Origin of the sequence: Muricoccus vinaceus (assembly GCF_042433125.1) — a bacterium.
Lineage (GTDB): Bacteria > Pseudomonadota > Alphaproteobacteria > Acetobacterales > Acetobacteraceae > Roseomonas > Roseomonas vinacea.
The window spans coordinates 1-12,715 of sequence record NZ_JBHLVZ010000033.1 but is presented as its reverse complement, the minus strand read 5'-3'; the positions used below and the strand labels follow the sequence as shown (position 1 = coordinate 12,715).

Sequence of the window (12,715 nt, the reverse complement as noted above, 5' to 3'; positions counted from 1 at the left end):
TGGTGGAAATGTCCGACGCGCAAACGCCCCCCTCCGCCGGCCCACCCGTCCGGCGGCGGCGGCTCCCCCTTCTCGGCGCGGCCGCGGCCTCGCTCGCCTGGTCCGCCCGCGCCTCCCGCCCGGCCCTGGCCGCGGAGGCCCCGGGCCCCGCCATGGCCGAGCTCAGCGCCTACATGGCCGGGGCAACCGGCGCGGCCCTGCCGCCCGGGGTGGTGGAAGGCGCCAAGCACCACCTCCTCGACACCTTTGCCGCCATGATCTCGGGGGCGAAGCTGCTGCCGGGGCAGCAGGCCCTGCGCTTCGCCAGGGCGCATGGCGGCAGCGGCCCCTGCACCGTCGCGGCCTCGGGCACCACCTGCCTGCCGGCCGAGGCGGCGCTCGCCAACGGCATGCTCGCCCATTCCGACGAGACCGACGACTCCCACGCCCCCTCCGCCTCCCATCCCGGCTGCTCCGTCGTGCCCGCGGCCCTGGCGATCGGCGAGGCGCTCGGCCTGGACGGCGCCCGCTTCCTGCGCTCCGTCACGCTCGGCTACGACGTCGGGCCGCGCGTCAGCCTCGCGCTCGGCGCCTGGCGCTTCCGCGGGGAAAGCCACCGCAGCACGCACGCCATCGCCGGCACCTTCGGCGCGGCGGCGGCGGCCGGCGCGGCCGCCGGGCTTTCCGCGCAGCAGATGCGCTGGATGCTGGACTACGCGGCCCAGCAGGCCTCCGGCATCGCCTCCTGGCAGCGCGACCCCGACCACGTGGAGAAGGCCTTCGTCTTCGGCGGCATGCCCGCCCGCAACGGCGTCACCGCCGCGCTCATGGTGCAGACGGGCGGCACGGGAATCGAGGACGTGTTCTCCGGCGCCGACAACTTCCTCCTCGCCAACTCCGCCGATGCGAACCCGGCCGAACTCGTCGCGGAACTCGGGCAGCGCTTCGAGATCGTGCGGACCAACATCAAGCGCTGGACGGTCGGCTCGCCCATCCAGGCGCCGCTCGACGCGCTGGACCGGATGCGGCGCCAGCGCGCCTTCGCCGCCGATGACGTCCGCGCCGTGGAGGTGCGCCTCGCGACGCAGCAGGCGCGCGTGGTGGACAACCGCGACATGCCCGATGTGTGCGTGCAGCACATGCTGGCCGTCATGCTGCTCGACGGCACCGCCTCCTTCGAGGCGGCGCACGACGTGCCGCGCATGCGGGACCCCGCCGTGCTCCGCCAGCGCGCCAAGGTCCGCCTCGTTCCGGACGCGGCGCTGGAGGCGCTGCTGCCCCGGCGCGAAGCCGTGGTCGAGGTCGCGCTGTCGGACGGCACCGTGCTGCGCGAGCGCGTGGGCGAGGTGCGGGGCACCACCGCCAACCCGATGACCCGCGGGGAGGTCGTCGCGAAGGGCCGCGACCTCCTCGCGCCCGTGCTCGGGGCGGAGAAGGCCGGGCGGCTGATCGACACGGTGATGGCGATCGAGACCCTCTCCGACATCCGCCCGCTCAAGGCGCTTCTCCAGGCCTGAGGCCAGCGCCTCCCGGTCACAAGCAAAACCAAGGAAACAGTTCATGCGGCAAACAGCCGTCCTGGCGGGAATGCTCGCCCTCGCGACACCGGCAACGGCGCAGGTGACGCGCTTCGAGGTGACGGAGGACGTGCCCGCCTTCGCCGGCCGCAGCTTCGGGGAGGCCGGCGCCTATCGCCGCGTCACCGGCCGCGCGACGATCGCGCTCGACCCCGCCGACCCGCGCAACGCGGTCATCACCGACCTGGCCGAGGCACCCCGCAACGCCGAAGGGCGCGTCGAGGCCACCGCCGACGTCGTCATCCTGCGCCCCGAGGACCCGGCGCGCGGCAGCGGCACCCTTCTGCTCGACGTGCCCAACCGCGGCCGCAAGCTCGCCCCCCAGCTCTTCGACGACGCGCGCCAGCCCGGCGCGAACACCATGCGGACGGCCGAGGATGCCGGCATCGGCTTCCTGGCCGGGCGCGGCACCACGGTGGTCTGGGTGGGCTGGCAGGCGGACATCCCCTCGCAGCCCGGGCAGCTCGCCCTCTCGGCCCCGGTGCTGCGCGGCGTGACGGGCCCGGTGCGGGAGGAGTTCGTCTTCGACCACCGGCGCAGCCCCGCGCCCGCGACCCTCGCCTGGCCGCTCGCCGATCCGCCCAACCTGTCCGTCACGGTGCGGCAGGCCTGGCCCGATCCGCGCCAGTCGCCGCCCGGGCTGTCCGCCCGCGCCCTGGACGCGCAGCGGATCGAGGTCTCGCGGCCGGAGGCGGGCTTCGACGCCGGCGCGCTCTACGAGGTCACCTACACCGCGCGCGACCCGGCGGTGCTGGGCATGGGCTTCGCCGCCGTGCGCGACATCGTCGCCTTCCTTCGCCGCGACACCTCCGCGGCCAACCCGCTGGCCTTCAACGGGCGCCCGGCCGTGCACCGCGCCATCGGCTTCGGCGTGTCGCAGTCCGGCCGCTTCCTGCGCGACTTCCTCCATCTCGGCTTCAACGAGGACACGGCCGGACGGGTCGTCTTCGACGGGCTGATGCCGCATGTCGCGGGCGCGCGCCGCATGGCGACCAACCTCCGCTTCGGCCAGCCCGGCCGCAACGCCCGCCACCCCCAGGACCCTGCCTGGCAGGCCGACACCTTTCCCTTCACCTACGCGGTGCTGGACGACCCGCTTTCCGGCCGGCGCGACGGGCTCATGCTGCGCTGCCGCCTCACCTCCACCTGCCCGCGCGTCATGCAGAGCGACAGCGAGCACGAGTGGTGGGCCTCCCGCGCCTCGCTCCTCGTGACCGACACCGCCGGCCACCACATCGACCTGCCGCCCGACGTGCGCGCCTACATGATCGCCGGCACGCCGCACTTCGCCGAGCCCGGCGAAACGGCCGGGCGGATCGAGGCCATGGCGCTGCCCAAGAACCCCATGCACGCCGGCCCGCCCATGCGCGCCCTCCTCGCCGCGATGGAAGCCTGGCTGGCCGAGGGCCGCGAGCCCCCCGCCAGCCGCGTGCCCATGCGCGCCCACGGCACGCTGGTGCCGGCGGCCCAGGCCATGCCCGCCCCGATCCCCGGCCTGCCCTACGCCGCGATCCACACCGCCGCCGCCCTCTCGGACCAGTCCGCCATGCCGCCCCGCGAGATCGGCCGCTACCCCGTCTTCGTGCCGCGCCTCGACGGCGACGGCATGGCGGTCGCGGGCCTGCGCGCGCTGCAGCTTGCCGCGCCGCGCGCCAGCTACACGGGATGGAACCCGCGGGCCCAGGGTTTCGGCCCGGCCGCCCTCTACCCCCTGCAGGGCGCGGTCGTACCCTTCGCCGCGACGCGGGAAGCCCGCCTGTCCGCCGGCGACCCGCGCCCCTCGGTCGCGGAGCGCTACGCGGACGGCACGGCCTATGTTGCCGCGGTGCGCCGCGCGGCGGAGGACGCGGTGGCGGAACGCCTGCTGCTGCCACGGGACGCCGAGGCGCTGGTCGAGCGCGCGAAGGCAGGATCGCTGGCCCAGCTGCGATGACGCGCGGCGCTCGTCCCGCTCCGGACGTTCAAGGCAGTGCCCGGAACCCCGGCGCACAGCCTGCGAAGGATTCCCCCCGAGAAGGAAGCTGATGGTGAGGGGTCCGGGGAGAGGAGGGATTCCTTCCATCCCTCCCCGGGGCCACAAGCGCCACCAGGCCCGAACAAGCCCACCGCCGTCACCCGCCCTGCGCCGCGTAATGCCGGACGAACCCCGCCCCGATCTCCACCAGCCGTTCCACCAGCGCCGCCCCCGTTCCGGCGCTGCAAAGCCGCGGGTCGCCCGCCCCCACCCCGTCCGGCGAGGGGCCGTCGTACTCCGCCGGCACGTTCACCTCCGCCCCCCCGAAGGAAACGGCCCCCCAGCCCGAGAAGGGCAGCCCCAGGCATGTTCCGGGCGCCGAGGGCCGTGCCGGCAGCAGGTCCATCCGCATCCGCCCGGGCGAGAGGTGCATGGCGATGCTGCCCAGCGGGTCCGCCCCGTGACCGGCCGAGCGCCGCGCCACCTCCGGCCCCACCACCTCCGGCAACAGCGCTCCCGCCACCTTCCAGAGATAGAAGCAGGGAAACACCCCCCGTCCCGCCAGCATGAAGCCCTGCGTCACGTCGTGGATCACCGGCGCGTTCCCTCCGTGCCCGTTCAGCAGCACGATCCGGTCCAGCCCGTGGCGCAGCAGCGCCCCGATCATCTCCTCCAGCACAAGCGAGAAGGCGCGGTGCGACAGCGCGATCCCCCCGGGCATGGAGCCGAAGAAGTCGCTCTTCCCGAAGGGCAGCACCGGTGCCACCACCGTTTCCGTCCCCGCCTCCGAGGCCCGCAGCGCGATCCGCTCCGCCACCGCCTCCGCCAGCAGGTAATCCCCCATCGGCGCGTGCGGCCCCTGGTCCTCGTGGCTGCCCAGCGGCAGCAGCACCACGGGCTTGCGGGCATAAAGCGCCCGCGCCTCGCCCCCCGTGATCTCCCCCATCCGCACCTTCATCGCGCGCCCTTTCCTGCCGCTCCCCGTGTCGCCCCTCCCCTTTGCCGAGGCAACCGCGACCCCACCCGAACGTTTGGAGAACACCAAACACAGGAGCACGCCCGCATGACCAAGCCGGCCGCCAAGACCAGCGACAACCACGCGATCAGCAAGAACAACACCAAGGCCCACGCCCATGAGGGCGAGGAGCACAACCCCAAGACCGATCCCGAGCCCGGCTCCAACACCATCAAGGACCCGTCCGACTGGACCACCGGCGACCAGCCCATGACCGGCGCCCAGGCCTCCTACCTCAAGACCTTGTCCGAGGAGGCCGGCGAGGGCTTCGAGGAAGGGCTGAGCAAGGCCGAGGCCTCCCGCCGCATCGACGCGCTCCAGGAAAAGACCGGCCGCGGCACCTGATACCGGCTCCGGGGGGGCGCGGCGCTCCCCCGGCCGGCACCGCAACATCCCCCTCCCTGCGGCGTTCGGCCCAAATGGCCGCCCGGCGGCCCCTCCCGCGCCTCCGCAGAAAGGGCCCCGAATGAACCTGCTCCGCCGCCGACGCCGTGCCCCGCGCCCGGCCAGCACCCTCGCCTGGACGCTCGGCACCCTCAGTGCCCTCGCCCTCGCCAACCACGCCCTCGCCCGCCTGACGGAACGCCGCCATCCGCCCCAGGGTCGTTTCATCGAGGTGGACGGCACCCGTCTCCACTACACCGACCGCGGCACAGGCCAGCCCGCCCTCCTGATCCACGGCAACATCGTCACCGGCGACGACTTCAACACCAGCGGCGTCGCCGATCTGCTGCTCAAGACCCACCGCGTCATCATCTTCGACCGCCCGGGCTTCGGCCACAGCACCCGCCCCCGCAACCGCCCCTGGACGGCCGCGGAGCAGGCCGCGCTGATCCACAAGGCCCTGGTGCAGATCGGCATCGAGCGCCCGGTGGTCGTCGGCCACTCCTTTGGCGCCGTTGTCGCCCTCGCCTTCGCCCATCAGCACCCGGAAGGCACGGCCGGCCTGGTGCTGCTGTCCGGCTACTACTTCCCCACCCTCCGCCCGGATGCCTGGATGGCCGCGATCGGCGCCGCCCCCGTCCTGGGCGACATTCTCCGCTACACGATCTCCCCCGTCCTCGGCTGGCTCTCGATCCCGCTGCTCAAGCGGGCCTTCTTCTCCCCCGCCGCCGTCCCCGCCCGCTTCGACGACGAGTTCTCCCCCTCCATCTCCCTCCGCCCCTCCCAGATCCGCGCCACCAACGCGGACGGCGCCCTGATGATCCCCGCCGTCCGCGCCCTGGAGAACAGCTACGGGGACCTCGCCATGCCGGTGGCCATCATCGCCGGCGATGGCGACAAGGTGGTCTTCAAGCGCGCCGCCGAGCGCCTGCACGGCGAGATCCCCGGCAGCACGCTGGAGATCGTCCGCGGCGCCGGGCACATGGTCCACCACCTGGCCGCCCGGCAGGTCGCCCGGGCCGTGCAGTCCGTCTCCCCCGGCCGGGGACAGCCGCTGCTGGGCTGAGCGGCCAGGGCGGGCGGACGCCCCTCCCGCCCCCGCGCGCCCCATGGCAGGGTCGCCCCGCCATGCACCTCTTCCGCGACCGCCGCTTCCCCATCCTCCTGGCGCTCGGCTTCTCCGCCGGCGTCCCGCTGCCGCTGGTGGCCGGGCAGGTGCTGCGCCAGTGGTTCACGGAATCCGGCCTGTCCCTCACCGACATCGGCCTCACCGCCCTGATCGGGCTCGCCTATTCCCTGAAGTTCCTCTGGGCCCCCGCGCTGGACACGGTGGCGCCCCCCTTCCTGTCCCGCCTCGGCCGCCGCCGCGGCTGGCTTCTGCTGATCCAGCCCTTCCTGATCCTGGCGATCCTCGCCACCGGCTTCAGCAACCCCGCCACCGGCCCCTTCGGCACCGCGGCGCTCGCTGCCCTGGTCGCCTTCCTGTCCGCCAGCCAGGACATCGTGGTGGACGCGCACCGCATCGAGATCCTGGAGGAACAGAACCAGGGCTACGGCCTCGCCTGCTATGTCTGGGGCTACCGCCTGGCGCTTCTGGCCAGCGGCGGCGGCACCCTCTGGCTGGTCGGCGCCCTGGGCTGGGGCGGTGCCTATGCCTATGCCGCCGCCCTGCTGCTCGTCGGCGTCCTCGCCACCCTCGCCTCGCGCGAGGCGCCGACGAAAGCCGCAGCCCCCCTCCCCTGGGGGGAGCGCCTCCGCCTTTCCGTCGTCCACCCCTTCGCCGACTTCATGCGCCGCCCGCACTGGCTGGCCATCCTGCTCTTCATCGCGCTCTTCAAGCTCGGCGAGGCGCTGGCGGGCATCATGACCACCCCATTCTACCGCTCCCTCGGCTTCTCCAGGGACGAGGTCGCGGCGGTGGGCACCGTCTTCGGCCTCTTCGCCACCCTGGGCGGCGCGCTGGCCGGCGGCTACGTCGTCGCCCGCCTCGGCACCGCCCGCGCGCTCGTCATCACCGGCCTCGGCCAGATGCTCTCCAACCTCATGTACGTGGCGCTGGCCAATGCCGGCCACGACATGCCCATGCTCTGGCTCCAGGTCGGCATCGAGAACTTCACGGACGGGTTGGCCGACGCCGCCTTCGTCACCTATCTCTCCGGCCTCACCAGCCGCGCCTTCACCGCCACGCAATACGCCCTGCTGTCCTCGCTCGCGGCGGTGCCGCTGCGCACCCTGGGCGCCTCCTCCGGCTGGATGGCCGAGTCGCTCGGCTGGACCGGCTTCTTCCTGCTCACCACCGCGGCGGCCCTGCCGGCCATGGCCATCATGCTCTTCCTCCTCTGGCGCCTTCCCCCGGCGCAGCCCAGCGGCGCCCCGGCCCCGGCGGGCTGATCCGCCCCCGCCACAACCCGCCACGCCGGAATTGTCCAAAAAACAGGAATTCCGATCAGAACACAAAACATTGCTTTGCTTTTCGCAACGTTTTCCCCTCTCTTCCCCTCCGACGTGGGCGCGAGAACCGGGCGCGGAACCGTGCGGCAGGAGAGCAGAATGAAGCTTCGTCTCATCGCTGGCCTGGCCCTCGCCGCCGGGCTGCTGGCCGTCATCCCGGCCGCCACGGCGGCGCCGATCACCGCCGCCGAAATCCTGTCCAAATTCAACGCCGTCGTTCTGGGCGACTTTTCCAGCAACTCGGACGTGGAAGGCCGCCTCCTCGTCGGCGGCAACCTCACGGGCGGCGCCACCTTCAACAACAACCCGCGCGGCGCCGGCGGCCTGCCGGAACTCGGCGCCCTGAACGTCCACAACAACGTCGCCGCGCCCGGCCCCTTCAACGTCAACAACGGCGGCGGCGTCGTGGTCGGCGGCACCAACAACGGCACCTTCAACCTGAACGGCGGCGGCACGCTCCAGACCGGCCTGCGGAACTTCGATCCCGCCCAGGTCGGCGCCACCCTCGGCGCCCTGTCGGGCCAGCTCACCGCCCTCCAGGCCAACAGCCAGGTCGACGCGGCCGATCCCAACAACGCCGCCTTCAACGCCGCGCCGGACAGCAGCGGCCGCGCCGTCTTCACCCTCTCCACCACCGCGCTCGAGAGCTACCGCAACATCAACTTCAACCTGAACGGCGCCAGCACGGTCATCGTGAACGTCAGCGGCACCTCGTTTCAGGACATGGCCAACTTCAATGCCGCCATCGACGTGAACCAGCGCGTCCTCTGGAACTTCTTCGAGGCCGACACCCTCAGCTTCGGCTTCTGGCACGGCGCCGTGCTCGCCATTGGTGCCCAGGTCACCAACAGCACGCCGATCGAGGGCGTCCTCATGGCCGGCTCCTTCAGCGGCCGCGGCGAACTCCACGACCACCGCTTCCTCGGCTCCATCCCCGACCTCGGCCCCACCCCGGTGCCCGAGCCCGCCTCCCTCGCCCTGTTCGGCGGAAGCATCCTGTTCCTCGGCGTCCTCGCACGCCGCCAGCGCGGCCCCGCCCGCGGGAGCATGGCCCGGCTTTAATGTGCCGGCGCGGGCGCCCGCGCGTTGGAACGGACGGTCCTCACAGGAGAGTCCATCCCATGCGCAGCACCCTTCTCGCCCCCCTCGCCATCGCCGCCGGCCTGTTCCTCGCCGCCCTCCCCGCCCAGGCCAAGACCGGCGGCTGCGTCAAGGATGGCGCGGTCGGCGCCGTCGCCGGCCACTTCGTCGGCAGCGGGCATGCGGTGGCCGGCGCCGCCGCCGGCTGCGCGGTCGGCGTCCATCGCCGCAACCAGGCCGAGCGCCGCGATCAGCAGCAGCAAAGCCAGAACCAGCCGAACAGCGGCCGCTGATCGCCGCGCCGGGCTGAGCGCCGCCCCCGCGCTCAGTCCGGCCGGATGCCGGCGGCGGCGATGATGCCGGCGAAGCGGGCGGTCTCCTCGCGCACCAGCGCCCCGAGCGCGGCACCGTCCAGCGGCGCCGGCTCCTGGCTGATCTGGGCCAGCCCCGCCACCGCCTCCTCCGTGGCCAGCCAGGCGCGAAGCTCCCCGCCCAGGCGCGTCACGATCTCGTCCGGCGTCGCGGCCGGGGCGAAAAGGCCGATCCAGACGCTGCCATCCACCGCGGGCAGGCCGAGCTCCGGCAGGGCCGGAACATCCGGCAGAAAGCGCGACCGCTCCGCCGAGATCGCCGCCAGGGCGCGCAACCGCCCGCCGCGCAGCGGCCCGCCGAACACCGTCAGGTCCGACAGCGTCATCGACACGCGCCCGGCCAGCAGGTCCCCCATGGCCGCCGGATAAGCCCGGTAGGGAACATGGACCAGCTCGATTCCCGCCGCCCGCGCGAGGGTTTCCGTGGAGATATGGCCCACCGTGCCGTTGCCGTTGGTCGCATAGGTCAGCGGCTGCGGGGCCTCGCGCGCCAGGGCGATCAGCCCCTTCATGTCCCGCGCGGGCGACTCGGCCGCGACGAACAGGAAGAAGGGCAGCCGCGAGAACCGCGCCACCGCCCGGAAGTCCCGCGCGAGGTCATAGGAAAGCCGCGCCCCGAACAGCGCCGGGTTGATCGCGATGATGGAGTTGGTCGCGAGCAGCAGGGTGTGGCCGTCGGGCGCGGCGCTGGCCACGGCGTCCGCCGCGATGGCGCCGCTCGCGCCCGGGCGGTTGTCGATCACGAAGGGCTGCCCGAAGGCCGCGCCGAGCCTGGGCAGGGCCATGCGGAAGGCGACATCCGGTGCGCCGCCCGCGGCGAAGGGTGCCACGATCCGCACCGGACGCTGCGGCCAGCCGCCCTGCGCCCGCGCGGCCCGGGGCGCGCCCAGCCCGGCCAGCAACCCCGCCGAAAGGGTCCGGCGGGTCCAGGCCGGCATGCGATTCACAGTTGAAGCCATCCCCGGTTTCCTCCCGCGCCGATTATAGTTATGCTTCATAACTACTCCCGGAAGGCCGCCCGATCCAGCTTTTCCGGCCAGGGCATCAGGAGGAAACGGCAATGAACGCAGGGGATGGCCGCATCGTGGTCACGCTGCTCGGAACGGGCACGCCCAATCCCAGCCCGCAGCGCTTCGGCCCCGCCACCCTCGTCCAGGCCGGCGGGCTGGACCTGCTGTTCGACGCCGGGCGCGGCTGCACGATCCGGCTGGCCCAGTGCGGCCTTCCGCTCGGCCGCATCGCCGCGGTCTTCCTCACCCACTTCCACTCGGACCACGTCAACGGCCTCGCGGATGTGTGGATGAGCTCCTACGTCCCTCCCGCCTGGGGCGGCCGCCGCGCGCCCATGCGGCTCTTCGGCCCGCCCGGCACCGCCCGCATGGCGCACCACCTGCGCGAGGCCTTCGCCGACGACATCCGCATCCGCATGGCCGACGAGCGCGTGCCGGAGGAGGCCACGCGGATCGAGGCGAGCGACTTCCCCGCCACCGGCGGCGTGGTGCTGGAGGAAGCCGGCGTCCGCGTCACCGCCTTCGAGGTGGACCACGGCCGGCACATCCGCCCGGCGGTCGGCTTCCGCATCGACCATGCCGGCCGCAGCGTCCTCCTGTCCGGCGACACCAAGCCGCATCCCAACCTGCGCGCGCACGGCGCCGGGGTGGACCTGCTGGTGCACGAGGTCTGCGCCCTGCCGCCCGCCCTGCGCGGCAACCCCGTCTCCATGGCCATCGCCGACCACCACACCTCGCCCGAGGAAGCCGGGGAGATCTTCGCCGCCACCCGCCCCGCCCTGGCCGCCTTCACCCACATCGTGCAGATCGCCGCCCCCGGCGTCCCGCGCGTGCCCCTGGCGGAGATCGAGGACCAGACCCGCCGCACATATGGCGGCCCGCTGGTCATGGGCGAGGACCTGATGCGCTTCACCGTCACCGCCGAAGGCGTCGCCACCGAACGCCTGTCCTGACGCCGGCGGGCGGCGGCCCGCCGGTCCCGGGGCTCAGAACCGCGCCACCAGCCCCACCCCCGCCACCATCAGCACGCCGCCCAGCACCCGGAGCGCGGTCAGCGGCCGCACCTCGAAGCCCAGCAGCCCCCAATGGTCCAGCACCAGGCTGGTCACCACCGCCGCGGTCAGCGTCACCGCCGTGAAGGCGCCGGCGCCCATGGCCTTCGCCTGGGTCAGCGTGACCACGACATAGAAAGCCCCCAGCAGCCCGCCGATCCAGCCCCACCAGGGCACCGCCCCGGCACGCCCCGTTACCCCCTCCAGCGAACTTCCCAGAAAGGGCCAGGCCGCCAGCACCCCCAGTGCCCCCGCGGCATAGACCACCAGCGCCGGCACCACGGGCCCCGCGCCCAGCTTCTCGTTCAGCGTCGCATTGCTGCCGGACTGCAGCATGTTCAGCACCCCGGCGAGGACCGCGAGCAGATAGGCCAAGGTTCCGTCTCCCATTCGGCACAATGGAACAACGCCGCCGCGCCCCGTCCGGCACGCGAATCCATGCCGCTCCCTCGCGCACCCCGCGGGCGGGATTAGCCAAGCCTTCATCAGGCCAGGCAATAATCCGGCAACACGCGCCTGTCCTTTTAGAACGCCGTCGGTGCCCGAGGATCCATCAATGACGCTCCGCCCTACCCTGTTCCTGAAGCTCGGGCTGCTCGTCGGCACCCTGTCGGCGCCCCTGCTGGGCAGCTCCGCCTGGCTCTTCTTCCACGCCTCGCAGGATCTCCGGCAGGCCAACGCCGCCGTCACCGTCGCCGACGCCACGCGCCTGACCTTCGCCGCCCTGCAGGCCACGCGGCTGGAGCGCGGGCCGGTGCGCATCGCCCTGCGCGGCGAGGGCCCCGCCGCCGCCACCCTGCTGGCAGGCATGGCCCAGCCCCGCGCCGCCGCCAGCGCCGCGCTGGACGCGCTGGCCTCCCTCTGCGCCCAGGCCATCTGCGCCGCCGGCGACGCGCCCGCCCGCCTGGCCGCCGCGCGCGCCGCGCTGGACACCCTGCGGCGGGAAGGCGACCCGGCCCTGTCCCGTCCCCTGGCGCAGCGCCCGCCCGACATCGCCGCCCGCTTCAACACCGCCGCCACCGGCCTGGTGGACCTGCTGGAGGAGGTGAGCGCGACCCTCACCGCCCAGGTCCGCAACCTCGACGGACCCAGCGCCACCCTCGCCCAGGTCAAGGACGCCGCCTACGCGACGCGCGACGCCGCCGGCACGGAGCGGGACTTCCTGATCGGCGCCATCGCCACGAAGGCCGTGACCCCCGCCGCGCGCACGGCCATGACCCAGCTCCGCGCCCGCGCCGCCGCGACCTGGCCGCTGGTCACGGGCCTCACCGCCACCCTCCCCGTGCCCGTCCGCCAGGCGATCGAGCGCGCGCAGGAGGACTACTTCACCCGCTTCGCCGCCCTGCGCGACAGCCTGGACAAGGCCCTTGCCGAAGGGCGCGAGCCGCCCGTCACCCCGGCCGCCATGAACGCCGCGCTGGACCAGGGCACCGCCCGCCTCGTGGAGGTCGCGGATCTTTCCCTGGCCAGCATCGGCGACCTCGCCCGCACCCGCGCCGATGCGGCCAGGCTGTGGCTGGGCGCCGCCGCCGCCCTGGCCCTCCTTTTCGCCACCCTCGCGCTCGGCGCCATCCTGCTGATCCGCAGCCGCGTCACGCGCCCCCTGGCCCATCTGCGGGACGCCATGCTGCAGCTTTCCCGCCGGGACTACGCCTTGTCCCTGCCCGAAACCGCGCGCAACGACGAGATCGGCGACATGGCCCGCGCCACCGAGTCCTGCCGCGACGGCCTGCACGAGGCCGACCGCCTGTCCGCTCTTGCGGTGGAGGAGGCCTCGCTGAAGGCGGCGCGCGGTGCGCGTGTGGAGGCTTTGGTACGCGGCTTCGAGGAGGAGGCGGCGGC

Annotated in this window: 12 protein-coding genes; 9 read left to right on the top strand and 3 right to left on the bottom strand. The window is 73.6% G+C overall.

Annotated features, from left to right (window positions below):
* Positions 1-8: 8 nt before the first annotated feature.
* Entirely contained in the window at positions 9-1,496 is a 1,488-nt protein-coding gene (locus ACFFIC_RS12845; RefSeq protein ID WP_377050869.1) for an MmgE/PrpD family protein, read from the top strand.
* A 43-nt stretch (positions 1,497-1,539) separates the two neighbouring features.
* Positions 1,540-3,489 carry an alpha/beta hydrolase domain-containing protein gene (locus ACFFIC_RS12840; RefSeq protein ID WP_377050867.1) on the top strand — a complete coding sequence of 650 codons (1,950 nt, stop codon included), beginning with the start codon at positions 1,540-1,542 and terminating at the stop codon, positions 3,487-3,489.
* Between the two features lie 178 nt (positions 3,490-3,667).
* Here the strand turns inward: ACFFIC_RS12840 and ACFFIC_RS12835 are convergent, their stop codons facing one another.
* Entirely contained in the window at positions 3,668-4,468 is an 801-nt protein-coding gene (locus ACFFIC_RS12835) for a creatininase family protein (protein ID WP_377050865.1), read from the bottom strand.
* Positions 4,469-4,573: 105 nt separating this feature from the next.
* Here ACFFIC_RS12835 and ACFFIC_RS12830 point away from each other — a divergent pair, with 105 nt between their 5' ends.
* The 5 genes from ACFFIC_RS12830 to ACFFIC_RS12810 all read left to right on the top strand — a co-directional run bounded on the left by ACFFIC_RS12830 (position 4,574) and on the right by ACFFIC_RS12810 (position 8,733).
* Complete coding sequence (locus ACFFIC_RS12830) at positions 4,574-4,870, top strand: DUF3072 domain-containing protein (protein ID WP_377050863.1); 297 nt, start codon at positions 4,574-4,576, stop codon at positions 4,868-4,870.
* Between the two features lie 121 nt (positions 4,871-4,991).
* Positions 4,992-5,975, top strand: a complete 984-nt coding sequence (locus ACFFIC_RS12825) for an alpha/beta fold hydrolase (protein ID WP_377050861.1) — start codon at positions 4,992-4,994, stop codon at positions 5,973-5,975.
* Between the two features lie 62 nt (positions 5,976-6,037).
* On the top strand, positions 6,038-7,300 hold the full coding sequence (locus ACFFIC_RS12820) for an AmpG family muropeptide MFS transporter (protein WP_377050859.1): 1,263 nt from the start codon (positions 6,038-6,040) through the stop codon (positions 7,298-7,300).
* 159 nt (positions 7,301-7,459) lie between these two features.
* Positions 7,460-8,422, top strand: coding sequence for a collagen-binding domain-containing protein (locus ACFFIC_RS12815; protein ID WP_377050858.1), 963 nt, complete (start codon positions 7,460-7,462; stop codon positions 8,420-8,422).
* Positions 8,423-8,481: 59 nt separating this feature from the next.
* A complete protein-coding gene (locus ACFFIC_RS12810; RefSeq protein WP_377050856.1) occupies positions 8,482-8,733 on the top strand; it encodes a hypothetical protein in 252 nt (83 codons plus the stop codon).
* 32 nt (positions 8,734-8,765) lie between these two features.
* Here ACFFIC_RS12810 and ACFFIC_RS12805 read toward each other — a convergent pair whose 3' ends face one another.
* On the bottom strand, positions 8,766-9,749 hold the full coding sequence (locus ACFFIC_RS12805) for a Bug family tripartite tricarboxylate transporter substrate binding protein (RefSeq protein WP_377050854.1): 984 nt from the start codon (positions 9,747-9,749) through the stop codon (positions 8,766-8,768).
* Positions 9,750-9,871: 122 nt separating this feature from the next.
* Between ACFFIC_RS12805 and ACFFIC_RS12800 the strand changes: the two genes are divergently transcribed.
* Positions 9,872-10,774, top strand: coding sequence for an MBL fold metallo-hydrolase (locus ACFFIC_RS12800; protein WP_377050852.1), 903 nt, complete (start codon positions 9,872-9,874; stop codon positions 10,772-10,774).
* Positions 10,775-10,807: 33 nt separating this feature from the next.
* Here the strand turns inward: ACFFIC_RS12800 and ACFFIC_RS12795 are convergent, their stop codons facing one another.
* On the bottom strand, positions 10,808-11,248 hold the full coding sequence (locus tag ACFFIC_RS12795) for a DMT family transporter (RefSeq protein WP_377050850.1): 441 nt from the start codon (positions 11,246-11,248) through the stop codon (positions 10,808-10,810).
* Between the two features lie 181 nt (positions 11,249-11,429).
* Here ACFFIC_RS12795 and ACFFIC_RS12790 point away from each other — a divergent pair.
* On the top strand, positions 11,430-12,715 hold a 1,286-nt coding region (locus ACFFIC_RS12790), incomplete at its 3' end, for a HAMP domain-containing protein (protein WP_377050848.1).